Source organism: Marinithermofilum abyssi, from assembly GCF_014641195.1.
Taxonomy (GTDB): domain Bacteria; phylum Bacillota; class Bacilli; order Thermoactinomycetales; family DSM-45169; genus Marinithermofilum; species Marinithermofilum abyssi.
In genome coordinates this window covers 93,481-117,624 of the sequence record NZ_BMHQ01000010.1, presented here as the reverse complement: position 1 = coordinate 117,624, position 24,144 = coordinate 93,481, and the positions used below count along the sequence as shown (strand labels likewise).

General features: G+C 51.8%; 21 protein-coding genes. 3 read left to right on the top strand and 18 right to left on the bottom strand.

Annotated features, from left to right (window positions below):
- Nucleotides 1–512: 512 nt before the first annotated feature.
- Together IEW70_RS18290 and IEW70_RS18715 are read left to right on the top strand one after the other, a co-directional pair.
- Nucleotides 513–2,222, top strand: coding sequence for an ABC transporter permease/substrate binding protein (locus tag IEW70_RS18290; RefSeq protein ID WP_188648510.1), 1,710 nt, complete (start codon nt 513–515; stop codon nt 2,220–2,222).
- Nucleotides 2,223–2,269: 47 nt separating this feature from the next.
- The gene (locus tag IEW70_RS18715) at nt 2,270–2,452 is read left to right on the top strand and encodes a four-helix bundle copper-binding protein (protein WP_505712054.1); all 183 of its coding nucleotides are present in this window, start codon (nt 2,270–2,272) and stop codon (nt 2,450–2,452) included.
- A 450-nt stretch (nt 2,453–2,902) separates the two neighbouring features.
- Here the strand turns inward: IEW70_RS18715 and IEW70_RS13920 are convergent, their stop codons facing one another.
- The 12 genes from IEW70_RS13920 to IEW70_RS13865 all read right to left on the bottom strand — a co-directional run bounded on the left by IEW70_RS13920 (nt 2,903) and on the right by IEW70_RS13865 (nt 16,667).
- The gene (locus IEW70_RS13920) at nt 2,903–4,483 is read right to left on the bottom strand and encodes a SagB family peptide dehydrogenase (protein WP_188648509.1); all 1,581 of its coding nucleotides are present in this window, start codon (nt 4,481–4,483) and stop codon (nt 2,903–2,905) included.
- Between the two features lie 22 nt (nt 4,484–4,505).
- The gene (locus IEW70_RS13915) at nt 4,506–6,452 is read right to left on the bottom strand and encodes a TOMM precursor leader peptide-binding protein (protein WP_188648508.1); all 1,947 of its coding nucleotides are present in this window, start codon (nt 6,450–6,452) and stop codon (nt 4,506–4,508) included.
- Entirely contained in the window at nt 6,449–8,374 is a 1,926-nt protein-coding gene (locus IEW70_RS13910) for a putative thiazole-containing bacteriocin maturation protein (RefSeq protein WP_188648507.1), read from the bottom strand. Before IEW70_RS13910 ends, IEW70_RS13915 begins: the two co-directional genes overlap by 4 nt.
- Nucleotides 8,375–8,817: 443 nt before the next feature.
- Nucleotides 8,818–9,132, bottom strand: coding sequence for a heterocycloanthracin/sonorensin family bacteriocin (locus tag IEW70_RS13905; protein ID WP_188648506.1), 315 nt, complete (start codon nt 9,130–9,132; stop codon nt 8,818–8,820).
- Nucleotides 9,133–9,831: 699 nt separating this feature from the next.
- Complete coding sequence (locus tag IEW70_RS13900; RefSeq protein ID WP_188648505.1) at nt 9,832–10,038, bottom strand: CDGSH iron-sulfur domain-containing protein; 207 nt, start codon at nt 10,036–10,038, stop codon at nt 9,832–9,834.
- Nucleotides 10,039–10,166: 128 nt separating this feature from the next.
- The gene (locus IEW70_RS13895; protein WP_188648504.1) at nt 10,167–10,796 is read right to left on the bottom strand and encodes a nitroreductase family protein; all 630 of its coding nucleotides are present in this window, start codon (nt 10,794–10,796) and stop codon (nt 10,167–10,169) included.
- Nucleotides 10,797–10,927: 131 nt separating this feature from the next.
- Complete coding sequence (gene groL / locus IEW70_RS13890) at nt 10,928–12,565, bottom strand: chaperonin GroEL (RefSeq protein ID WP_188648503.1); 1,638 nt, start codon at nt 12,563–12,565, stop codon at nt 10,928–10,930.
- A gap of 70 nt (nt 12,566–12,635) precedes the next feature.
- Nucleotides 12,636–12,920, bottom strand: coding sequence for a co-chaperone GroES (groES, locus tag IEW70_RS13885; protein WP_188648502.1), 285 nt, complete (start codon nt 12,918–12,920; stop codon nt 12,636–12,638).
- A 475-nt stretch (nt 12,921–13,395) separates the two neighbouring features.
- Nucleotides 13,396–14,166, bottom strand: coding sequence for a twin-arginine translocase subunit TatC (gene tatC / locus IEW70_RS13880; protein ID WP_188648501.1), 771 nt, complete (start codon nt 14,164–14,166; stop codon nt 13,396–13,398).
- A 48-nt stretch (nt 14,167–14,214) separates the two neighbouring features.
- Nucleotides 14,215–14,898: a redox-sensing transcriptional repressor Rex gene (locus IEW70_RS13875; RefSeq protein ID WP_188648500.1), complete on the bottom strand. Its 684-nt coding sequence runs from the start codon at nt 14,896–14,898 to the stop codon at nt 14,215–14,217.
- 92 nt (nt 14,899–14,990) lie between these two features.
- On the bottom strand, nt 14,991–15,986 hold the full coding sequence (locus tag IEW70_RS13870; RefSeq protein ID WP_188648499.1) for a molybdopterin-binding protein: 996 nt from the start codon (nt 15,984–15,986) through the stop codon (nt 14,991–14,993).
- A 99-nt stretch (nt 15,987–16,085) separates the two neighbouring features.
- Nucleotides 16,086–16,667, bottom strand: coding sequence for a 5-formyltetrahydrofolate cyclo-ligase (locus IEW70_RS13865; protein WP_188648498.1), 582 nt, complete (start codon nt 16,665–16,667; stop codon nt 16,086–16,088).
- A 253-nt stretch (nt 16,668–16,920) separates the two neighbouring features.
- Between IEW70_RS13865 and abc-f the strand changes: the two genes are divergently transcribed.
- The gene (gene abc-f, locus IEW70_RS13860; protein WP_188648497.1) at nt 16,921–18,843 is read left to right on the top strand and encodes a ribosomal protection-like ABC-F family protein; all 1,923 of its coding nucleotides are present in this window, start codon (nt 16,921–16,923) and stop codon (nt 18,841–18,843) included.
- Nucleotides 18,844–18,896: 53 nt separating this feature from the next.
- On the opposite strand, the gene IEW70_RS18555 is transcribed toward abc-f, so the two are convergent.
- From IEW70_RS18555 to pxpB, 6 genes are all read right to left on the bottom strand, one after another.
- Nucleotides 18,897–19,133 (bottom strand): Tn3 family transposase, encoded by a 237-nt coding sequence (locus IEW70_RS18555; protein WP_188648496.1) that lies wholly within the window; start codon nt 19,131–19,133, stop codon nt 18,897–18,899.
- A gap of 137 nt (nt 19,134–19,270) precedes the next feature.
- A complete protein-coding gene (locus IEW70_RS13850; protein WP_188648495.1) occupies nt 19,271–20,059 on the bottom strand; it encodes a putative hydro-lyase in 789 nt (262 codons plus the stop codon).
- A 38-nt stretch (nt 20,060–20,097) separates the two neighbouring features.
- Nucleotides 20,098–21,258, bottom strand: coding sequence for an NRAMP family divalent metal transporter (locus IEW70_RS13845; RefSeq protein ID WP_188648557.1), 1,161 nt, complete (start codon nt 21,256–21,258; stop codon nt 20,098–20,100).
- Nucleotides 21,259–21,451: 193 nt separating this feature from the next.
- Entirely contained in the window at nt 21,452–22,405 is a 954-nt protein-coding gene (locus tag IEW70_RS13840) for a 5-oxoprolinase subunit C family protein (RefSeq protein ID WP_188648494.1), read from the bottom strand.
- On the bottom strand, nt 22,402–23,169 hold the full coding sequence (locus tag IEW70_RS13835; protein WP_308423166.1) for a LamB/YcsF family protein: 768 nt from the start codon (nt 23,167–23,169) through the stop codon (nt 22,402–22,404). The genes IEW70_RS13840 and IEW70_RS13835 overlap by 4 nt, the downstream gene beginning before the upstream one ends.
- Nucleotides 23,166–23,906 (bottom strand): 5-oxoprolinase subunit PxpB, encoded by a 741-nt coding sequence (gene pxpB / locus IEW70_RS13830; RefSeq protein WP_188648493.1) that lies wholly within the window; start codon nt 23,904–23,906, stop codon nt 23,166–23,168. Before pxpB ends, IEW70_RS13835 begins: the two co-directional genes overlap by 4 nt.
- Nucleotides 23,907–24,144: the final 238 nt, after the last annotated feature.

Sequence of the window (24,144 nt, the reverse complement as noted above, 5' to 3'; positions counted from 1 at the left end):
GCAGCTATTATTGCCAAATTGACGGGCTCTCTAGGGTTTGAAGTCCTAAAAGTGCTCTGGGAAAACGGCGGGACACCCATCCAAGTTCAGGAAGTCTGGATCAACTGAATGGGCTGGCGGTACCCCTTGATGTATTGGGAGCGTTTCATGCAAGTAATGACGGAAACACCCCCCTTGTTCCCGATGGTGAACCCAACCAGACTACCTTCTCCGATAGATACGATAACGGCGTCAGTCACTCTATACTAGTATGGGACGTCCGGGGAAGATTGACGGCTCATGAATGGGTATAACGGCCGAAAAAGGAACAGAAAGGAGAAAACATGGAAGATATATTGATCAAAGATGTCGTTGCAGTACACAGGGATACGCCGGTAAGTGAACTCTTGCCGCAGATGGCTGAGAAACAGTCACCCACTCAGCGGCGGTCGTCGACGACAAGGGAAAACTGCGCGGGGTTGTGGTGCGAGGCGCCATTTTCGCCGCTCTCGCTGGAAACGGAGTGAATCAGTATGAACCTTCCTAAGATCCCGTTGGAGAAATGGGTCGATGGGTTGGTAGCTTGGCTTCAGGATAATCTGGCCCCCTTCTTCGGTTTCATTACATCGATAATCGAACCTCTAGTCGCCTTTTTCGAATCGATGCTCACCTCTCTCCCGACCGTGGTAACCGCACTGGTACTTGCGATCCTGACGCTGTTGGCCAGCCGTTGGTCAATCGCCGCCTTTACTTTCGTCGGATTACTCCTGATTGATAACCTAGGCTACTGGAACGAGAGCGCGGAGACCATCTCCCTTGTGCTGACCGCGACAATGATTTCCATCGTTTTCGGGTTACCCCTAGGAATCTTGGCAGCCCGTAGCAAAAGAGCGCAAAACATCATCACCCCGATATTGGACTTTATGCAGACAATGCCAGCCTTCGTCTATCTAATTCCGGCTGTCTTTTTCTTTAACCTCGGTGCGGTTCCGGGGATCATCGCCTCGGTCATCTTTGCGATGCCGCCGACGATCCGCCTGACCAGCCTCGGAATACGTCAGGTGGGGGATGACCTGATCGAAGCGGCGGACGCTTTTGGATCCACTCCCTCCCAGAAGCTGTTCAAGGTACAATTGCCCCTGGCCAAACCCACCATCCTGGCAGGGATCAACCAAACGATCATGCTCTCCCTGTCCATGGTCGTAATTGCCTCGATGATCGGCGCCAAGGGCTTGGGTACGGTCGTATTGCAGGCGATCACTCGTCTGGAAGTAGGGAAAGGTTTTGAAGGCGGTCTCTGTATCGTTATCATCGCTATCGTGCTGGACCGCATTACTCAGAGCCTGGGCCGTGGTAATGAAGGAGCGAAGGTTGCACAACAGAAGGGCTTCCGCTCCAGGTGGAAGGGCCTGGTTAGTCTTTTGCTCGTCCTCGCTCTAGTCGGTTCCGTCCTGGCACAAAAGCAGGGGGGGGCCAAGCAAACTATTACCTTGACTTACGTCAATTGGGATTCTGAAGTGGCCAGCACCTACGTATTGAAAAAAGTTTTGGAGAATGAAGGATTCAAGGTTGAGCTGCAGGAAGTGGATGTCGGCCCGATGTTCGCCGGATTGGCCAGCGGCGATGCGGATGGAACGACAGCCGCCTGGCTGCCAACTCAACACCGAGCCTACATGGAAAAATATAAGGGCCAGTTCGTCGATCTGGGTTCCAACCTGAAGGGAACCAAATTGGGTCTGGTCGTCCCACAGTATGTAAAGGCGAATTCCATCTACGATCTGAAGAAGAATCCGAGCCAGTTTGACCACAAGATCATCGGCATCGAGTCCGGGGCCAGCATGATGAAGCAGACGGAGAAACTAATCAAAGACTACGATCTAGACATGGAGTTGGTGGAAAGCTCTAGCGCAGCAATGGCGGCTTCCCTAACGAAAGCGTACAAATCCAGAAAGCCGATTGTTGTCACCGGCTGGAAACCCCATTGGAAGTTCGCCAAGATGAAGCTCAAGTTCTTGAAGGACCCCAAGAAAGAATTTGGGCAAGAGGAAGAAATCCACACTATCGTCCGTAAGGGATTGAAAGAAGAAAATCCGAAAGCCTTCAAGATCATGGACCGATTCTATTGGACGCCAGAGGACATGGAAGAGGTCATGCTGATGATTGAGGAAGGGAAAGCGCCGGAAACAGCGGCTGCAGAGTGGGTGGAAAAACACCATGACAAAGTAAAAAAGTGGACCGAGTAAGTCGACAGGGGAAGAAACCGTCGCTTTGACCTGGTTCCTGCGCGGAGATTTGCTCCATGGCCTCCCGGTATATGTCTCGAAAGTACGTACATCAAACAAATCTGTGGTATATATGCGACCATTTGCGAGGCGTGACACAGGAATGTGCCCAATTTAAGGATGATCACTACCAAAAATGCGCGGATGTCTATCGGCAATGTGCAGTTGAATGCAGAAAAATGGCTTCTTGACCTGTACAGCCCAGAATACCCCAGTCTCCTTGAACTAAGGGATTGGGGTATTTTAAGTTGGCAGCCGGGAGTTCACAGGTTTCTTGTTGAAGCTTGAAGAGATCCCCCGACGCCTTTTCCTAAACCCGGAGGTTAAAAAGAGAAAAGGCATCCAACGATAGCCGAATGCCTTTGAAGCTTTCGTTTATTCTGTTGTTCAAAACTTGCTCTTTCCCTTTATGCCCGCTTTTATTACATTTATTCCGGAGATGTTCCAGTGTTTTATTCTCATATGCCACTCTTTGGTGACAGATTCTGCCTTTGCTTATGTCTTCAAAGAGATGCGTTTTCATGGTACGAATGCGATCTCCATCTGAACACAGTCACTCATCTATCCTTTCTGTCATTGAATTTATTCAGGTTATAGCGTAAAGTTCATTAAGTATAAGGCTTCTTCTCGCTCTTGCTTCCCTAGCCATGCAAACTCCCCGCCAAACGGGGGGGAAAACGATAGTGACCGACCGGGATTTGGATCAAGCTGGTTTTTTCTTGCGGAGCTATCTTGTAAATCTCATCACACAAACTCGTATCGAATCCGAGGAGTGGGTGCCCCCCCATCCCGATGGCAGACGCCGCCAGCAGTAAACGCTGCACGAGCATGCCCGCTTCCATCTGCTGGATGCGGTATCCTCTGTACCCCAGTGCCGATTTGAGGTGATCCCGGTCCCCTGCTACATGCAGGCAAACTGGCACTTGAAATAGATTTACATTGTGCAGGGACATTCCCTGTTGTAGCCAGGGCCGTTGATCCCCGGGGCGTATCCACCACAGCGCATGAGCATCGCTGTCATAGTGGTATGCGCCATCCGGGATACCTTCTACACCATACAAACAGCTATACAGTGAGACACGGGACTCGGGCTTCTCTTGTGCTCCATCCAAATCATTTCGATACGAGAAAGAAGCCGTCGCCTCTTTGAGCAAAGTAGCCAGTTGCAAGAGGCTTACCTTTCCCAAAACGAAGTCCGTCCCCGGTGAATACCGCTTTCGACAAACCGACGCCAGATCATACGGTAACCGGTGTACGCGGGGCATAGTCACCGCCTGACCCTCATAGGTTACTTTCTTCTCCCCCCCGGGTTGTCGAAACGTTTCCATGGATTCCAGCAGAGCCGCTTCGTTCATCCTAATCAGCATCGGACACTCCAGGACCCTTACCGAACGGACGTAGTGATCATTCCGGACCGCTGTCAACTCCCGGCACAATTCGGTAGCAAAGACCGTTCCGACTCCGTCATTCCCGTCGGCAAACCAAGTGATCCCAGGCTTCACCGACAGCGGAACAACCGCATACACGCTCTCCTCCCGTTCGGATAGCCCGAGCAGATGATTGACGGCTCGATCAAGAAACCCAAAATAGACCCCCGAGGCGAAGCCAAACCGTTTGGCCACTTCCAGCAACTGCCCAATCAGCACACCGGCATCCAGCCCTTGCAGACGGTAGGCAAAGTTATTGTATTTAAAGAAATTTTTCCAAAACATAGTTGAAACAAAAACCGTGCCAAAACAAGCCGACACATCACAGCGATTGCCGAGAGCCCGGGCCAAATAGGAATCAAAATCGCCTTCGCGCAACAACACCAAGCGGTGGTGTGCCACATCATAATGGTACACCCCCGCAGGCACGTCTTCGATTTTCAGATACACGTACAATTCATTCGGATACAACGCCCCGCCGGAGGGAACAAACCGCCGGTACGACTGCATCGGGCCCACCGCTTGTTTCGTGGAATCCAAGGCAAAGCCTGACTGGCAAAACTGAGAAAGCCCGAATACGTACCAGAGAAAATGACCGATTTCCCGCAGGTCGGGTTCCAACGGCGCTTTCCTTCCTTCGAGGGTCAGCGGTACTTCCGGAGAAAGCGGAACCACAGGCAAGTCGCGGTAAAGCTTATAAGCAAGCGGTGCGTCTTCCCAATCCACCTCCCAGTCCGGCGGTTGGATCTTGTCGATGTCAAAATGCAGATCGTGCAAAAATGCATCCAGACTCATCCTTCTTCCTCCTAGGCACGGCTTATGGAAACGGATGCGGATGTGGATTGAGCTGTTCAAGCGTCAGTGGTTGCTTCGCATACCCGAGTTCCACCGGTACCCGGAGCACCCTCTCCAGCCCTGTCACGCGGGTAAGGTGATGTCCGAACGTCATTGGCAACATCCCCGGAATCAGCACTTTCACGCAAAAGAGTCCGTTTCGACTTATTTCCGGTGTCGTCTGGTCCACCACGATCACATCGAGATTCAATCGGCGAAACACCTGAAGAATATCCTTCAGGTCGTCGGTCAGATCCGCATGCGTCGACTTCCACTGGAACTCCTCGTCAAACGTTCGCAACGGCCGGTTTTCATCCAGCAAAAATTGCAGACGCTCCTGTGCTTGCGGCAAAGCGTAGAGCATGGAATGGTCCTCCATCTGTCGCACCAGAAACGGATCTTGGAACATTCGCTCAGCCTTCTCCCGGCTCTCCTCAAATTTCTCGTCAAGCATCAGCATCATGCCGGGCAATTCGTGGATCGCGCTTTTCACCGCCCGGACCGGATCCAGATGGGCTCCGGCCGCACAGATGAGATTCACTCCCTTTTGTTTCCTGTTTTTCGCAAACGCCCAAACGCTTGGAATCCCGTTCTCCATCGTCGAGTTAAACAAATATAGATCATATCCCGTCACCTCCTGCAACCGGTCGACCATCAACCGTAATTCCTGGTCGTCTGCAGAACTTGGATCAAGGCGTGGGATCGGGAGTTGCGCGTACCACGTCATCAGGAATGAATCACGTTCCACCACTTCCATAATGCCGTAGAAAATGGCCTCCTCCAAGTTTCCTCCCAACGCGCACCCGTTGGAAGTTTCATAGACAAAACCATCCCCACAGCCCAAGCTGTAATAGGCGAGCAACTGCGGAACCAGAATCGGACGCTCCTCTAAAAACGAATAACCCCATACCCAATCGATTGGGCGGTCCGGGTCAAAGGGTTTAAACGGAAAATCCGCCCGCGCATACTGTTCCTTCGCGTGCACCCCTACCTTGACGGGGTGAAGTGCTTGTTCTTCCAGATTGCGGTAACTGTCGCGGATCACCGTCCGTTTGCCGCGGGGTGCCAGGCCGCAGTACCGCTCCAGGCCCTCCAAAATAGCCGTTAACTCACTTTCCGCATAAGAATGATTCCGGCCGCCTGTTGCCTCGTCCCCCGCGAACAACGGCAGATTCACACTCGCATCGGCAAACGGAGACGCGAGGTCATACATTTTCCCATTCAACAGGCCAGTCCGGTAATCCAGATAGTCTTTGACCAAAACTTCTTTCAGGTCATCCAATGATCGACAGCGGAAAGTATCGGCGTTGATCTTCGGACTTGGTGTAAGCGTTATTCGGGCCGCTGTCGGCGAATCGTCGGGCAATCGGCCACAAACAGGACACAACGGGTCGGGTAGAAAGAAGTGACGGGAGCTCTTCAGTGTTTTCAGGTTAATCAAAGATATCCGTTCTTCCAAGTGGGCCCGTCTGCCTTGCAACACCCTCTCTGCCTCCGCCACAATCAGGTGAGCCATCTGCAAAAGACCCGGGCGCGATGCCCAGGGGTCACTCGTGGTTCCCCCGTGCGCCTCCAGCCTCTGTTGCAGCAGTGCCCGCATCTCTTTGCGGTCCCGTCCCGCCATGAGTCGTCGCCAATCCGCACACTGGGAGCATCCCGGCATACCCGGGCGAACCAGTGGTCCGACTACACCTTCGCCAAATGAAACAAAGCCGCGTAGCCAAGGGATGCCGGTGGGTTGCAACACCTCTTCCGCCTTGTGATGAACGGAGGGATACCAAGCATCGTGCAACACCAGAACCAAATCCGCCGCTTCCGGTATTCCTGCCTTCCAATCGGTCTGACGAACGACCTGGTCTTGGGCGGAGAGTTCTCCGCAAACGAAGTCCGCCAACAGCCCTTCTCCAACAACCGCCACGACAGCGCTCACCGGGATTCCTCCTCTCGCAGCAACACGCCAAATACTCCTGCCAGTCCCTCTTTCAAAAACGGTTCCAGCGCCAGATCGAAGACCAAAAGCCGCTTGCGGCTTCGTTTCAAGACCTGCAGGGCGGACTGCAAGACCTCCGATAGTGCCGCCTCTTCACAGGCGGGGATCAGAAGGTTTTGCGGCACCCTTTCTTTAAGAAGTACGGTGGATGCCTCCAACGCTTGCGTCGTGAGGCACGTCGCTTGGTTTTTCGACAGCGCCTGTTGCAGCGCCTCCCTGAGCGCCATTGTCACATTCAAGCCTACGCTGCCATACCAGCGGCCGTTCGTACTGACCCACACCACAGGGAATCCGGACACTTCCTCTCCCAAGCCGATCACCGGTGCTCCCTGCATCGTGGTCAATGCCTGTAAATAAAATCGGCAACGTTCATCTTCTACCGCACTCAACTGCACACGAAAGACAGGAGACTTCTGATTCACCGGTTGCTTGCCCATCTCCTCGGCCAGACACTTTTGCACCCCCCGGCAAACCCCTTCCGCAACCGTTTCCCCCGCTCCGACGCCAACAAATTCCTGTGCCTCTACCCTGCTATCCTCTATAAGCAGCCCGACCATTCGCGACACATACGCTTCAATCCCGGCCAGCCCCGCTTCCCGCCGTGCTTCCTCATGCGTCAGACCGGTACAGACCATCTCCGGCAGCAGCTCAGCCGGACCCTCCGACAGCGGGTCAGTTGCCTGCACGCGGCACTGAGCCAACGGAAGCTGCTTCAAATCCCCCTCTTCCCAAATATGGAAAATCCCCGATTCCGCCGATGTCAATAATCCGAAATAAGGAAGCAATCTGCTGGACTCACTTCTGCCCGTACGACCTTCGAGCCGCCGATCGAGATCCTGAACCCATTCAGCTTTCCCATGTCCGGCCACCAGGGGATGAGGGTTGAATGAATGCCAATTTCCTTCCAGCGTCTCCAGATTCAATAAGAAAAATTTGTTCTTCAGTTCCGATTCGGTCACGCCGGTAACCGTTTTAAACAATTCAAACACGATCACATTCGCCAACATCGCTCCCGCTGTGGAAGAGAAGGTGTGCAACTGCGGAGCTTTGCAAAGCGCGGATGAGTGTATGCGGCGCCACGCCGACTCCCAACATCCCTCAGAGTCCGGATGCACCAGCGGACCCGCCAAACCCACCTGCTGCAAACACATGGCGGGGAGTAACACTTTCTTCTCCTCCCGGCAAACCCCGTGAAGAACCCGCAGTTCCTCGACATCACCCTCCTCCGACACATACAAAATCGAATGAAACGGCTGCACGGCCTCCCGCCAAGAACTCATCCTTTCTAGGGCGACCTCCTCCAGCGCTGCCTCGGGATCCGTTTTTCGGGCATGTGCCGCCAGTTCCGCCAACCGCTGCCGATTGGTGGGAACCGAGTCCGTAACCAGCACGTGGACTTTGGGCAATCCCGAGTCAAACAATGCCGCAACCAACGAGATAAAAAACGGGCCGGAACCAACCGCTAACACTTTAGCCTGACGATAGGACTGAAAACGGTACGCACCCGAGCCGCCAAAACTATCCAAAAATTCAATTTGAGAAGCATACTTTTTAAGAACCTCATCCGGCAATTGGTGCGGATGGTCTTGGCTCACATCCCGAACAAAGCCGTTTTGGCACAACATGTCGGCGATTTCATACACCCGGTCCCGGTATGGATCGGGTAATCCGTCCGTCAAGTACTCTAACGTATGCTCCCCATTGAACATCGGTATGAGTTTTTCAATCCATTGGTTGATTGTCTTGCCTTCTATATGGAACGAGCATAAGTTGTTCCGAAAATACACACCGCCGTTTACATCAGGTAGAAAAAACGTGTCCCCGTTCACTTTTGGACGCATCGAAGGATCCAAATTGGCCATTTCCGCTCCTCCTTGCCGTGAGCTCTTCTCAAATTGCGCCATCACTCTGATATCTTATGTACTGCTATTTGTCTCTCATGCCTAATTTTTAAAGAGCGAGCGGGAAAACCCGGCCCTTCAGGATGGGGATGAAAGCGCGTCGGACGTAAAAGGGCTCAAGTCCTCTTGCATGTCCGACAGAATTTTGGCACAATCAAGCCACGGATGGGAAATCTCATTAAACTTAACAGAAATAAGCTTGGAGAAAGCCATCGTGGATGGATGTGGGTTGCCACGCCAGATGGGCGAGAAACCCACGGCGCCCGTAGGAAGTGCCCTTGGGGTGCTTTAGCTCTGTGAAGCAAGTAACAGAGAAGAACCCCTGACAGCCAAAAAACTTGTCTGTTCAGGGGCGATCTTCTCCTCAGGCAGCCACCGTTTCCGTTAGGAAACCATCCGCGGAATCAACCACGGCAATTACCACAACGAGCGCAATTAGCGCATCGGAAGCAATTGGCGCATCGGAAGCAATTGGCACAACGGAAGCAATTGGCGCATCGGAAGCAATTGGCGCATCGGAAGCAATTGGCACAACGGAAGCAATTGGCGCATCGGAAGCAATTGGCGCACCGGGCACAATTAGCACATCGGGCACAACCAGCGCATCGTTGAGCCACATCAGGATCGAACTGTTCTGGATCTTCCCAAGGCGTCACCTCGCTCTGTACGAACTCGTCGTCAACACTCAAGTTTTGGAGATCTTTTTTGAAATCATCCATTTTTACAACCTCCAGAATAGATTTGGCCAGCTCCGTAACCAGGAACCGATAAAAACAGAACGAAGAGAATCAACCTACCCAACGGGTGCAGTCGAATACTTCAGCCATCGAATATCCTCCCTCGACAAAATTATATTTATGAAATAAATCCGCTATTGTTACAGGTCCGAATAATTTTTTTATTGGGTGTTCGTAAAACCGTTCAAAGGAAACAGGATGGTCGTCCCATCCCGCGAGCAAACTTTCTAAGACAACCATCAGCAATGGTAAGCAATTGGACGCTCCTGTCGAGCCAGGAGTTAAAATCGCCTGAATCTGATGTTGACTTCTAGGAAACCCAAACGGAATTTTGCGCTAGATTTCTATCATGTATTGGATCATTGAAATAGGAGAGGTAAACAAAAAAAGTATCCCGATTTTAAACCAGGATACATTAAGGAGTTTTTTAATATTGAGAGCTCGCGGTAAGGACAGTCCCTCTCCACCTTTATTGGAAGTAGATCCATCAATAAGGAGCTTCATTTATACGACAAGCAAAAAGGCAATTTTGTAGACACGTGCGTTTACCTTGGAAATTCCTTGCTCGAAGTCAAAGAGAGGAGCCTTTCTTCGAGCACACCTTCCCCTTTCACTCACATAAAAAAAGGGCGCTTAAAACGCCCTTATCCCCCGAAAATACCGGAGTTATCGGCAACCGACTCACAACACCTTGCTGGCACGGGCACAGTCATCGAAGTTACCGGCATGAGCGCCGTCGCAGAAGGGCTTGTTTTGAGACAGGCCGCATCGGCAGAGAGCAAACTGCTTCTTCGTCTCAAAGCGGTTGCCCTCGGCATCCACCATCTCCACATCTCCTTTGACGAGCAACGGCCCTTTGTCCCTTACGGTAATTTTTACATCCGCCACATGAACTCCCTCCTTCTAATTCAATGGTCACTACCCACTTATTCTGTACATCAAACAAAAAACCTTTTCATTTGATTGGGATCATGTACACTCGCCGCAATGAAAAAAGTCCAGACATGCGCCTGGACTTAAAACGATTCCTTCACGATAACTCGATCGAGGGAGAAGCGGGCCGTCTGATGAGCCGGTTTGACAGCTTTCCCGATCGTAATCAACATCACCGGAATATAGCGGTCAGGAACGTGGAATGTTTCTACAAACTTTTGTCTGTCAAAGCCCCCCATCGGACAGGAGTCGTAACCTTTGGCTTTGGCAGCCAGCATCAACTGCATGGCGGCCAGAGAAGGATTCAGAACCGCTTCATCTCGGGCGAATTGTTGATTGGTGTAAGCACCGTTGATCTGATTGAGGAGGACGTCCTTCACTTCCTCTGTCATAAAGCCGTTGGCTACTGCTTCCGAGTAAACCGCATCAGCGTTTTTATTGGCTTCCAGATCGCCGAGGACAGCCACGACAACAGAGCTGTCAACGACCTGCTGCTGATTGAATGCAATGGGCAGCAGGATTTGTTTGTTTTTCTCACTTTGAATCACGAGAAATTTCCAATGCTGCAAATTCCAAGAGGACGGAGCGGTCGTTGCCGCTTGCAAAATTTCCCGTAATTCCTGCTCCGGAATAGCGATTCCTTTTTCATATTGGCGTACCGAGGCACGCTCTTTCATGACCGTAAAAATATCCCGATTCACTTTAACAGACATATAAATCCTCCTTGATGGTTGACGCCCGTTTGGACGAGGCTGCAGTGATTTTACCATATTATTTTCACACAGAACGAAAAAGAAAACCCCTGCGGAGAGTTTCCGCAGGGAGAAAAAGCCGATCGGCTTGCTTACATCATGCCGCCCATGCCGCCGCCCATATCCGGAGCACCCGCGCCGGCACCTTCGTTTTCTTCCGGTTTGTCCGCCACAACTGCTTCGGTGGTAAGCACCATGGCAGCCACAGAAGCAGCATTTTGCAGAGCGGAACGGGTCACTTTAGCCGGGTCCACAATACCCACTTTGATCATGTCTACCCATTCACCGGTAGCAGCGTTGAAGCCGATGCCGACTTCTTCGTTCTTGATCCGTTCCACAATGACGGAACCTTCCAGACCGGCGTTGAAGGCGATTTGACGCAGCGGCTCTTCGAGAGAGCGGCGGATGATTTTCACACCGGTTTTTTCGTCACCGGAAGTTTCAGCTTCCAGTTTCTCAACGGCTTTCAGCACGTTGACCAGAGCGGTACCGCCGCCAGCCACGATACCTTCTTCCACAGCTGCACGGGTGGAGTTGAGAGCATCTTCGATGCGCAGTTTGCGCTCTTTCAGCTCGGTTTCGGTAGCAGCGCCCACTTTGATGACGGCTACGCCGCCAGCCAATTTGGCCAGACGCTCTTGCAGTTTTTCTTTATCAAATTCAGAAGTGGTGTCTTCCAGTTGTTGTTTGATTTGGTTCACGCGGCTTTGGATTTCAGCGCTGTCGCCGAAGCCTTCCACCACGGTGGTGTCATCTTTGGTGACGCGTACTTGACGGGCACGACCCAGTACGCTGATATCAGCGGTTTTCAGGTCCATACCCAGATCTTCGGTTACCACTTGGCCGCCGGTCAGAGCAGCGATGTCTTGCAGCATGGCTTTGCGGCGATCACCGAAGCCAGGTGCTTTCACAGCCACAGCGTTGAAGGTACCACGCAGTTTGTTGACCACAAGGGTAGCCAGGGCTTCGCCTTCCAGATCTTCTGCGATGATCAGGAGCGGCTTGCCTTGCTGTACCACACGCTCCAACAGCGGCAGGACTTCCTGCACGTTGGAGATTTTCTTGTCGGTGATCAGGATGTACGGCTCATCCAGCACGGCTTCCATTTTGTCGGAGTCCGTCACCATGTAAGGGGAGATGTAACCGCGATCGAATTGCATCCCTTCGACAACTTCCAACTCAGTGACAAATCCTTTGGATTCTTCCACGGTGATGACGCCGTCGTTGCCCACTTTTTCCATCGCTTCTGCGATCAGTTGACCCACTTCTTCGTCGTTGGCAGAGATCGCAGCCACTTGAGCGATGGAGTCTTTGCCTTCGATCGGTTTCGCGATGTTGCGGATTTCTTCCACAGCTGCTTTCACGGCTTTTTCGATCCCTTTGCGCACAACCATCGGGTTAGCGCCAGCAGCAACGTTTTTCAGCCCTTCGCGAATCATGGCTTGGGCCAATACCGTAGCGGTGGTGGTACCGTCACCAGCCACATCGTTGGTTTTGGTAGCTACTTCTTTCACCAATTGAGCGCCCATGTTTTCGAACTTGTCTTCCAGTTCGATTTCCTTCGCAATGGTGACACCGTCATTGGTGATGAGCGGAGAACCGAATTTTTTCTCCAGAACCACGTTGCGGCCTTTGGGGCCCAGAGTCACTTTCACGGCATTCGCCAAAGCATCCACACCGCGCAGCATGGCGCGACGGGCGTCTTCGCTGAACTTGATTTCTTTTGCCATGATGTTCTTCCCCCTCCTATGTAGGGTTTTTATTCAAATCGATCCCTGAGGATGAAAAAGGTGTGCAAGCTTACTCCGAAACGATCGCCAGGATGTCGCTTTCGCGCAGCACGAGGTATTCTTGGTCGCCCACTTTTACCTCGGTTCCAGCGTACTTGGAGAAAATGACCCGGTCGCCTTCTTTCACTTCGAGCTCCACTTTTTGCCCGTTTTCATAGCGGCCGGTACCAACAGCAATCACTTTGCCTTCCTGCGGCTTTTCTTTGGCCGTTTCCGGCAGTACGATGCCGCTGGCAGTGGTCTCTTCTTTTTCGATGGCTTGAATTACAACACGATCACCCAACGGTTTGATCACGGAAAACACCCTCCTTCACGAGGTGGATATTCTTTTGTTAGCACTCAATCATAACGAGTGCTAACACCAATAACAATAATATCTCGTACCTAGGCATTTTGCAAGTCCTTGACGAAAAAAAATCCATCCCTTGGATGGATGGATCAGATTGATGACAAATATTATGATAGCTTCGACTCTTTTGCCCGTTGCTCCCTTTCCTCCGACGTAGAAGTCCATACTGTCCACTCCAAGTGATTCAACGAGACGCGGCACAATGCGGAGTATACTCAAAAAGTACAAGCACCCACAGGGCACACGTCACGCCTGGGTCGTAATCTCCCAGGTCGTGCTATGTGCCGCTTTTTTGTCTCGTTTCCTCTCTTGTCGCTGCGTTCGTCGTCAAAAGTCGCTGCTCGGGCAAAAGAGTTCTTCAGCTCATTTCAAGAAACTTTGTCAGCAGCCTCGCCCCGTTGGATACCGGGGCCTTGCTCCATTATTCATCGTCTTCCCGTTTCCGCCAACGGGCTTCCTCTTCTGCCTCTTCCTTTTCCATTTTGCGATAGACCCACGAGGACAGCAGAATGCTGAATTCATACAACACGATCAAGGGAATCGCGACCAGTACATTGGAGACGAAATCCGGCGGCGTAATGAGTGCCGCGAGAATCACCATGGCCAGGTAAGCGAAACGCCGTCCCTTTCGCAGCAGTCCGGGCTGCAAAATGCGGATCCGGGTTAAAAACAGGATAACCACCGGCAGTTCGAACAGGAAGGCGATCGGTACCACAATCCGGAACATAAACTGGAAGTATTGCGCCATCCCATAGGTTTCCTGTGCTCCGAGAGCTGTTGTCAAATTGGCCATAAAGCCCAACAGGTAAGGAAAGATCACCCCATACCCGAAGGCAATCCCCAACAGAAGCAAAATCAGCGCAAAGGGGATATAGGTCAGGGTGGCCTTTTGCTCCCTCTCCGTCAAACCCGGCTGCACAAACCGCCACATCTGATACAAAGCCATCGGCAACGTAAAGACGATGCTGACCACAAAAGCAAACTGCATATAGATACTTAGTGCTTCTCCGGGTGAAAACACATGCATGGAAACCCTGTTGGTTACCGCATCCTGTTTCAAAAAGCTGACGATATCACCGGCATAGCCCAACCCGATAATCAATCCGACGACAAACGTCGCCAGCGTCCACAGAATCCGCATGCGCAGCTCGCCCAGATGTTCAGTCCAATGCTGTTGTCTTTCATCCGTCATATCAAAACCCTACCTTACCGTCCGAACCTTCCATTTCGATTCGGCTCTCTATGGTTGTTCCTTGGCGGATTCGGTCAATTCCAATCCGGGAGGATCCTCATCTGCGGGGAAGTGCTTCAGGAAATAGATCAGGGTTTGAAGTTCTACGGTCAGGTCAATATTGTGCATACGAACATGGGAAGGAACAGTCAGCCGGGCCGGCGTGAAATTCAAAATCCCCCGAATCCCGGCCTCTACCAGTTGATTCGTGGTGGCTTGTGCCGCGCTGGACGGCACGGTCAGAATCGCCACCTCAACGTTATGAAGCTCCCTGACTTCTTTCAGGCGCTCCATCGAGAATACAGGTATTCCTTCGATTTCATCCCCCACTTTGGCAGGATCCGTATCAAAACCGGCTACGATTTTGGTATTGTGACTCCGGTAAAAATTATAGCCCAAAAGGGCCGTGCCGAGATGTCCCACACCCACCAGCACGACATTGGTTACTTCGTCCTGCTTTAAAAAGTCGCGCAAAAACTGCAGTAAATAATTCACATTGTAACCGTATCCCTTTTTCCCCAGCTCGCCCAGATAGGAGAAGTCGCGGCGGATCGTGGCGGGGTCGATTTGCAACGCATCGCTCAGTTGGGCGGATGACACGCGCTTTTTTCCGATGGCGTGCAGCTTCTCCAAATATCGATAGTATAAAGGCAATCGCTTGGCAGTCACATGGGGAATTTTTTGGTCACTCATCGGATCCCTCCATGCCCTGAAATTGCACTTTTCCATATGGTGGTGTGTCTTTTCTCAGTATACCACAGCACGCAGTTTCTCCTTGCGCCAATTTAGCAGGAATGAAGGCCTCCATGGCCCAATGCGATAATATCTGCTTTTTGGATCCTCTCCCCTGCCAAAATCCGCGGCAAAAACACATCAAACGACGTGTATTCATCGTGAATGACACACCCCGGCAAACCCAACACCGGCACCCCCCGGTAATAGGCCACCATCAGCATGGAACCTGGCAGCATCGGCGTGCCGTAGCTGACCACTTCCGCGCCCATCGAGGCGATCGCTCCCGGTGTTCGGTCATCGGGATCGACGGACATGCCGCCGGTAACCAACACCAGATCCGCCCCCTGCTCCAAAAAAGACCGGATCTGCTGCTGAATCCGCTCCCTATCATCCCCGGAAAATGTCTGGCTGATAACTTCCGCCCCAAATGCACCCAGTTTTTCTCGCAGCACCGGGCCGAATTTGTCCTCGATCCGCCCGTGGAGCACTTCGCTTCCCGTCGTGACGATCCCGACCCGGCACGATTGATAAGGAAGGACTTCCACTACCGGGCTTCGGCGTCCGATGGCCTCCACCTGCATCACCCGTTCCTCGGGATAGATGAGGGGAACGACACGGGCAGCTGCCACGATGTCCCCTTTTCGGACCGGGGTATAGGTGCGCAACGTGGACAGCACCGCATGCTCCACCTGATTGATGGCTGCAACGGCTTCGGCACGAACCCGCAGCAACCCGTCGATGCTGGAGACCAGATTCACTTTGCCTTCTTTGGGGCTTGTCATTTCCAGGTGGGGATGATCTCCCGCCGCCGCACGCGCAATCCGCTCGGCTGCATCGTTTTCGTGCAGCTCTCCTTCGGCCAACTCCATCACATAAATATGCGCCTTCCCAATATCCAACAGCGGTTCAATATCTTTTTCGGAAATGACATGACCTTTCCGAAAAAGCGGCCCTTTGTATTTTCCAGGAATCACTTGCGTTAAATCATGGGCCAGCACCAGGCCCACTGCATCTTGCACATGTACTTCTCGCAGCTTGCTTTTCACGGTCGATCTCCCTCTCCAGCTCCATTTCGCCGCCCCCGTTGCTACCTCAAAACATTGTACCCATTTGTCTCGGGGATTGGAGACAGATTTACAAAAACTTTACGTTTGCGCAAACCGCCACACCCGCTCCGGCGTCACTACGATGTGAAGCGGTTGGTCATGTTTTTCGGGAAACACGCTGGCTGCCTGTTGGAAGCTGTAAGCCACCCCCATCCGGACGAGATGATCCCCCGCCCGGGCAAAAAAATGGTCATAGTACCCGCCGCCATATCCCAACCGATAACCGGAGAGGTCAAAGGCAACCAGTGGCACCACCGCCAAGTCCACTTCTTTCGGCCCGACGATCCGTTCCGGAACTTCCGGCGGCTCAAGAATGCCGTAGGCTCCCGGCTCCAGCTCTTGCAAATGGAAAATCTCGATCAGTGTCATCTTTCGGGAACGAGGGTCCGATTTTGGAACCACTATACGCTTTCCTTGGTTCCAGGCATCTTTCAGCAACGGGCGTATATCCAGTTCATTGCGAAAAGGAATATAAGCAAACACTACCCTTGCTTTTCGGTAATCCCCCTCCATTTTAATCGATTCGCAGACGGCATGGGATTCCTTCGCAATCCTCTCGTCAGAAAGCTGACGACGTTTTTCCAGCATGCGTTGTCTCAGTTGCCGCTTCTCCGGATTCATATTACCCGTCTCCTTTTGTCCCGCACCTTCGTTTGTATTGTACACCAAGCCCATCCCTTCTCGTCAGCTCTTAAGAGCAACTCATCCCCGAACAATCGGTGATCCAAGCAAAGCTCTTCTTCCGGTCCGTGGTCAGAAAAGCTACCCGAAATAACAGTTTTACCACTTCTCCTTTTACATCGGGTTCAAGGCCTGCTCTTTCTTCCCTGTCCGGTCTGGGATACAATGAGGTTCAGAACAACGAGGTGAGAACATGAGCATTCTGCAGGTAAAAAATATACATAAAAGTTTCGGCGGACACAGCGTGCTGGCGGGCGCTGATCTGCGTGTAGAGGAAAAGGAGCGGGTCGCCCTGATCGGTCCCAACGGCGCGGGAAAATCCACTCTGCTCAAAATCATCACCGGGCAGATTGCCGCAGACGAAGGGGAACTCTTTCGTGCCAAGAATGCCCGGATCGGTTACCTGGCCCAGGACAGCGGACTGGACTCCGATAAGGATATGTGGACTGAAGTGTTGACGGCATTTCACGGGTTGAAACAGCAGGAGCTCCGATTGCGGCAGCTGGAAGCGGAGATGGGGAAGGAGTCCGTGCTGGCAGATGAAGAGAGATATCAAAAAATCCTCGAAGATTACTCCCGTTTGCAAGCAGCATTTGAAGAGAGCGGAGGTTACGAGTATGAAGCCCGGGCACGAAGCGCACTCAACGGCCTCGGCTTGGGCAGCTTGAACTGGGAGCACACACCCGTCCGCACCTTGAGCGGCGGTCAAAAAACCCGGCTGGCTCTCGCCAAATTGCTGTTGGAAACACCCGATCTGATCATATTGGATGAGCCCACCAACTATCTGGACATGGATGCCCTCGCCTGGCTGGAGCATATGCTTGCAAACTATGACGGGGCCGTGTTGGTTGTTTCCCATGATCGCTTTTTCCTCGACCGGATCGTCAACGTGGTCTATGAGATGGATCGTGCCAAAACCATCCGCTACAAGGGCAACTATAGCGATTACGTCCAACAGCGGGAAGAACGGATCGCCCTATGGGAAAAGGAGTACGAAAAGCAACAAACGGAAATACGCAAAATGGAGGAGTTCGTCCAACGGAACATTGCCCGGGCTTCCACTACCAAGCGGGCTCAAAGCCGGCGCAAGGCGCTGGAGAAGATGGATCGGCTGGAAAAACCCCCTTCGGAGCAAAAACAGGCGGCCATTCGCTTTGAGCCGGCGGTGACCAGCGGCAAAGAAGTGGTCATTACCGAGGATCTCAGCGTAGGATATGACCCGGGTCAACCGTTGATCCGTTCCCTGTCCATTCAGATTCACCGCGGGGATCGGATCGCCCTGCTCGGCCCCAACGGGACCGGCAAATCCACCTTGTTAAAAACGCTGCTGCATCGACTCCCTGCAATCTCGGGGACCATTCGGTTCGGAACGCATGTGGAAGCAGACTATTACGATCAGGAGCAGGAAGAGCTGACTCCTTCCCATACCGTACTGGAAGAAGTCTGGTCCGCTCACCCCAAGCTGGACCAGACCACCATCCGCTCCTATCTGGGTCAGTTTCTTTTCCACGGCGATGAGGTGTACAAACAGGTCGCCGATTTGAGCGGCGGTGAAAAAGCTCGTCTCTCCCTGGTCAAACGCTTACTGAAACGGGCCAACTTGTTAGTGATGGATGAACCGACCAACCATCTGGATATGGACAGCAAAGAACGGTTGGAGGAAGCATTGGAATCCTTCACCGGCACCTTGTTGTTCGTTTCCCACGATCGCTATTTCATCAACCGGCTGGCCAACCGTATCTGGGTACTGGATAACGGCACGATCTATGATTTTAATGGAACCTACACCGAATACTTGGAGAAGATGCAGAATTCCGAGCCGGAAAAAGCTGCTTCGGAATCAGACACCAGCTCAGCGGATTATGAAGAGCAGGTTAGAAAAGAACGGCAGCGGCAACGGGAGGAACGGCGCCGCAAAGAAGAAGCCGCCCGTTTGGAAAAGGAAATCGCCGATCTGGAAAAAGAATCCGCCGCTATCCAAGAGGAGTTGTGCCGTCCGGAAGTGTACAGCAATCCGGAACAAAGTGTGCCGTTGCAACAACGGTTGGGGGAAATCGAGCACATCCTGGCTGAAAAAACGGAACGCTGGTTAGAACTGGAGGAAGAAAATAGTTAAACAGCAGCGCGCTGCCCCCGAAGGACAGGTTAATAAATAAGCGCTTCTTAGCGTTACTCCTTGGCCTTTTTTCGGGCAGGTGTACGTTGTTGAGTCACGGTGGATCTCCTTTCACAGAGCAAATCGTTGAGACAAGTCGACATGGAATTCGCATAGGGGTTGATGAGACTATAAATGAGTGGCGAGAGTGCCCGACAATCTTCGGGGGTCATGGGTTCTCGCCACCATTTTCCTTTCAGGAGATGATGGATCTTCAGGGTATTGGTATAGACCAGACAGTTCTGGAACATTCGTTCATCGCTATGAGCCGGCCCATCAAGGCTTGTGGAGTACCAGACGCCAACTTGCTGCTTAATCCGGGGCTTTTAACAAGTGTCTACAAAATGGAGTCTTGACCAAATGACGAGGGCGGCTTATATGTTTAAAACTACAATACCCCGAACTGTTCATTTCTCAAGTCAGTAATAAACATATGTCCGGGAGAATGGGTAATCATTAGGTCAGGCTTTACCTGCATCGCTACAACTTGAGGAGTTACTCCGCATGCCCAGAAAACAGGTATTTCCCCCTCTTTGATGGGGACTGGATCGCCAAAATCGGGCCGACAAATGTTTCGAATTCCGATTGCTTCAGGATTTCCAATATGAACAGGCGCACCATGGACCGCTGGAAAACGCGACGTTACCTGTACTGCACGAACTACATCTTTTTCTGGAATGGGACGCATACTGACCACCATCGGACCTTCGAACCTGCCCGCTTTGACACATGGAATATTTGTCTTATACATCGCCACATTACGATCTTCTTCAATGTGTCGGACTGGAATTTCATTGTTTAACATTACCGACTCGAATGTAAAACTGCATCCGAGAAGAAACGCCACCATATCGTCTTCCCAGAACTTCACAATATCCGTCACTTCTTCAACCAGCTCACCGTGGTAGTAGATTCGAAACTTCGGAAGATCGGTTCGCAAGTCGGCCCCCGGGGCAACCAATTGCGGGATCGGAGAACCAGGGTCTGTCACATCAAGCACCGGACAAGGCTTTGGATTTCGCTGACAGAACAAGAGAAACTCAAATGCGAGATCTTTTCTTAAAATCACCAAATTTGCCTGTGTATAGCCATTTGCCATTCCCGAAGTAGGCTTGATCCATTCATTCCGTCGGATCATAGCACGGACTTCTTCAGGTTTCATATTTGCAACGTTCATTTCCCTCTCCCCTTGTAAACAGCACCAAGAAATTGGGGCTACATGAACAACTTAGGTATTTCTTTGAATAAGGTGACTCCGCCTAAGTAAGACATCACACCAACAACCAAAGTACCGAAGATCGTCAACCACAACGGATGTTTGTAATTGCCGACAATATTACTCTTATAGGCTGCAATCAGCATAATACCTAGGGCGATCGGAAGAATCAAACCGTTTAACGCCCCTACTAAAATCAGGGTTTTGACTGGACGCCCGATTAAAACAAATACGACCGTTGACATAAGAATAAATCCGATAATGATCCATTTGTGGTTCTTTTCTAACTTTTCGCTGAAGGTTCGAATAAACGATACTGACGTATAAGCAGACCCGACAACAGAGGTGATCGCTGCCGCCCACATCACAACTCCAAATAACTTAAACCCGATATCGCCTGCTGCCAGTTTGAATACAGACGCTGGCGGATTCTTCGGATCCAAAGCCAGACCGGCAGCTACCACACCAAAAGCGGCTAAGAACAATACGGTTCGCATAATAGCGGTGATCAAAATACCTGATACGGAGCTTCTCGTAACTTGCGGCAGCGCATCTGGACCTTTAATTCCGGCATCCAACAAACGATGACCGCCTGCAAATGTAATATATCCGCCTACTGTCCCGCCAACTAATGTAACAATCGCCATGAAGAACGCTGCCCTATCTTTTTCTTCTACAACGGGAGCGAAAGTTCTGATTACTACCTCTCCTACAGGTGGAGCAGATTTAATCGCTACATACAAGGTAAGACCGATCATGAGAAAACCGAGTATCTGAGTAAAACGGTCCATCGCCTTGCCTGCTTCTTTCGACAGGAAAATCCCGATTGCAATGAGCGCACTTACAATCGCACCAGTTTTTACGTCCATGCCAAACAACACGTTAAATCCAAGACCGGCACCTGCTATGTTCCCGATGTTAAATGCAAGACCCCCGATAACGGTCAATAAGGCCAGGAAATACCCAAGTCCCGGGAACACCATGTTGGCAATGTCTTGCGCTCGTTTCTCCGAAACTGCAATGATCCGCCAAATGTTCATCTGGGCACCGATATCAAGGATAATGGACGCCAGGATCACAAATCCAAAATTTGCGGCAAACTGTGACGTAAATACGGAGGTCTGGGTCAGGAACCCCGGGCCGATTGCCGAGGTCGCCATGAGAAACGCGGCTCCGAGCAGTAAACTCCAGTTGAACTTCTTGTCCAATCAAAACTTCTCCTTTCAACTTTTCAGTTAGTTTTATCATGTCTAACCGCATGAACGTTCACTCCAGAAGTTGTGAGGAGTTCCCGTATTCGACGGGGAGACAGAGACAATCCGGAAGATTAAATAATCATCCCTACTAATACAGCTAAGCACCCGCCAGTTCCAACTGACGCAACAATTTCTCTCTCTCCACTGCCAAGGCTTGCGCCTGATCGACACTTACCGCTTCAAAAAGAAGCCGAGTTCCGGGAGCGGCTTGCGCCACCCAGGGAAGATCAACAGAAATCACGGTGCCGATGACGGTATACCCTCCGACAGTTTGACGGTCTGCCATCAAGATAATCGGTTGGCCATCCGCCGGCACTTGAACGGCACCCGGAGCAACGGCATCGGAGATAATATCCGCTGACTCCCGATGCTGGATTTTCGGTCCTCGCAAACGATAACCCATACGATCCGACTGCGGCGTTACTTCATACACTTCAGTCAAGAAAGTACGTAATCCTTCCTCCGTAAAGGCATCCTCCTGAGGGCCCAATACGACCCGGACTTTTTTTTGCCGAGGATATCTGGGGCATTCTTCTCTCGACAGCCACCGTCCGGACAAATCATCCAACGATCTTCTCGGTGTTCCAATCGGCAAGCAGTCTCCTCGTTTCAGCGGACGACCATGGAATCCGCCGACCCGTGCCTTGAGATAGGTGGATTTGGAACCCATCACCGGTTGAACCGCAATTCCTCCGGCGATGGCTACATACGCTCGCAACCCTTCCACCGGTTGTCCAAAATCCAGCACCTGCCCCTGTTGGATGCGCATGCTTTTCCAACAGGTTACCGGGTTTCCATCGACAGTCGGGTTGAGATGGGCTCCCGTAATCGCAATCACCGTATCTGATTGAAACCGCAACCGAGGACCCGCCATGGTGATCTCCAACGCCGCCTCATGACGTGCATTGCCCACCAGAAGATTCCCTATCTGCAGCGCTAAGGAATCCATCGCTCCTGCAACAGGCATACCATATCCCTGATATCCGAAACGGCCCAGATCCTGAACAGTAGTCATCAATCCCGGTTTCAACACCTCGATGCTTCCCTTCACTCACTTCCCACCCTTTGAATCCGAATTCCCTGCTCCTGCAGCCGCTGTGCGAGCCGTTGTACAAAAGCCAACGCTTGGGGCTCATCACCATGGACACACACGGTGTCTGCTTGCAGGTCGACATCCGTTCCGTCCACAGCAGTCACCTTGCCTTCCGTGACCATGTGAATCACCCGTTCCACCGCTTCGTCGGGGTCATGGATCAATGCTTGGGGGTCGGTGCGGGGAGTCAATGTGCCATCCGGTTGATACGTTCGATCGGCAAATACTTCATTCGCCACTCTCAGACCCGCTGTCCTGCCCGCCTCGATCAGGCAGCTGCCGGCCAACCCGAACAGGATCAAATGTTTATCCACTGCGGCCACCGCTTCGGCAATCGCCCGAGCGATGACCGGGTCCTTCCCCGCCATATTGAACAGAGCCCCATGGGGCTTGACGTGCTGCAAACATTCCCCTTCTAGTTCCGCGAAAGCTTTGACAGCTCCCACCTGATAGACGACCATATTAAAAACGTCCTCCGGATCCACGGACATATAGCGGCGGCCGAAGCCCAGCCGATCCGGCAATCCGGGGTGAGCACCGAGACCGACTCCCTTTGCTGCCGCCAATTTCACAGTTTTCCGAATCACATTGTGATCACCAGCATGGTAGCCGCAGGCAATATTGGCTGAACTCACATATTCCAGCACCGCTTCATCCTGACCGATGGTATAGGCGCCAAAGCTTTCGCCCAGATCACTGTTAAGATCAACTGTGCGGATCATGATTCCACCTCTTCCTGTAGACAAACGCTTTTTTTCGTCTGATAGCTTCCATTCTTTACTTGTTCACAAACGAAGCGATATCCTTCTTCATCCACTGGGTCAAATTTCACATATTGACCGGCCTCCAATAAAATCGGCCGTTCCCGATCCGGATCATACAAGGGGACGGGAGTATGTCCGATCAAGCGCCATCCACCCGGGGTTTCCAAAGGATAGACTCCGGTTTGGATACCGGCTATCCCCACGGAGCCCGCTGGTATACGCGGGCGGGGCTCAGCCAAACGGGAAGCCGCGATTTTTGGGGACATCCCTCCCAGATAAGGAAATCCCGGCACAAACCCCATCATGTATACCAGATAAGGTTTCTCGCTGTGGATCCGGATCACCTCTTCCATCGAGAGCCCGTTGAGCTCCGCTACAGAGATTAGATCCGGGCCCCAATCCCCGCCGTAGATCACAGGCAAGTGAATCACTTCTACGGTGGAAGCCGCATCTTCCACCGGTTCTTCCCGAAGTTCCTTTACATACCGACATAATGTTTGATATCCGATCTGATGAGGGTGATACATGACAGTGACCGCGCAGTATGTAGGAATCCATTCGACAACGCCGGGAATTTTGGCATTCTCCAACTGCCGGCACAATACCCGCACCCGTTGATGAACCGAGGGATCGATCCGGTCACCCACCTGAATCCGCAAAGCCGAATCCCCCAAAGGTTGAAAGTTGAAGGACATGTTCCTGTCACCACCTTACCCAATCAGTAATCTCCTCAGCTCGATCTGCGTCAAGACAGAAATCCGGGTTATTATTCGAATTATTCATATATTAAATGCAAAAAGGCAAGGTTCCATTTTATTGTAACACAATGGTTTACACACTATAGACGTCTTTCGTCAGGCATAGATTTTCCCCCGATACTGTATATAATCGTCATTATTCTCATTTTTTCTTCCCGTTTCCCTATTTATCAAA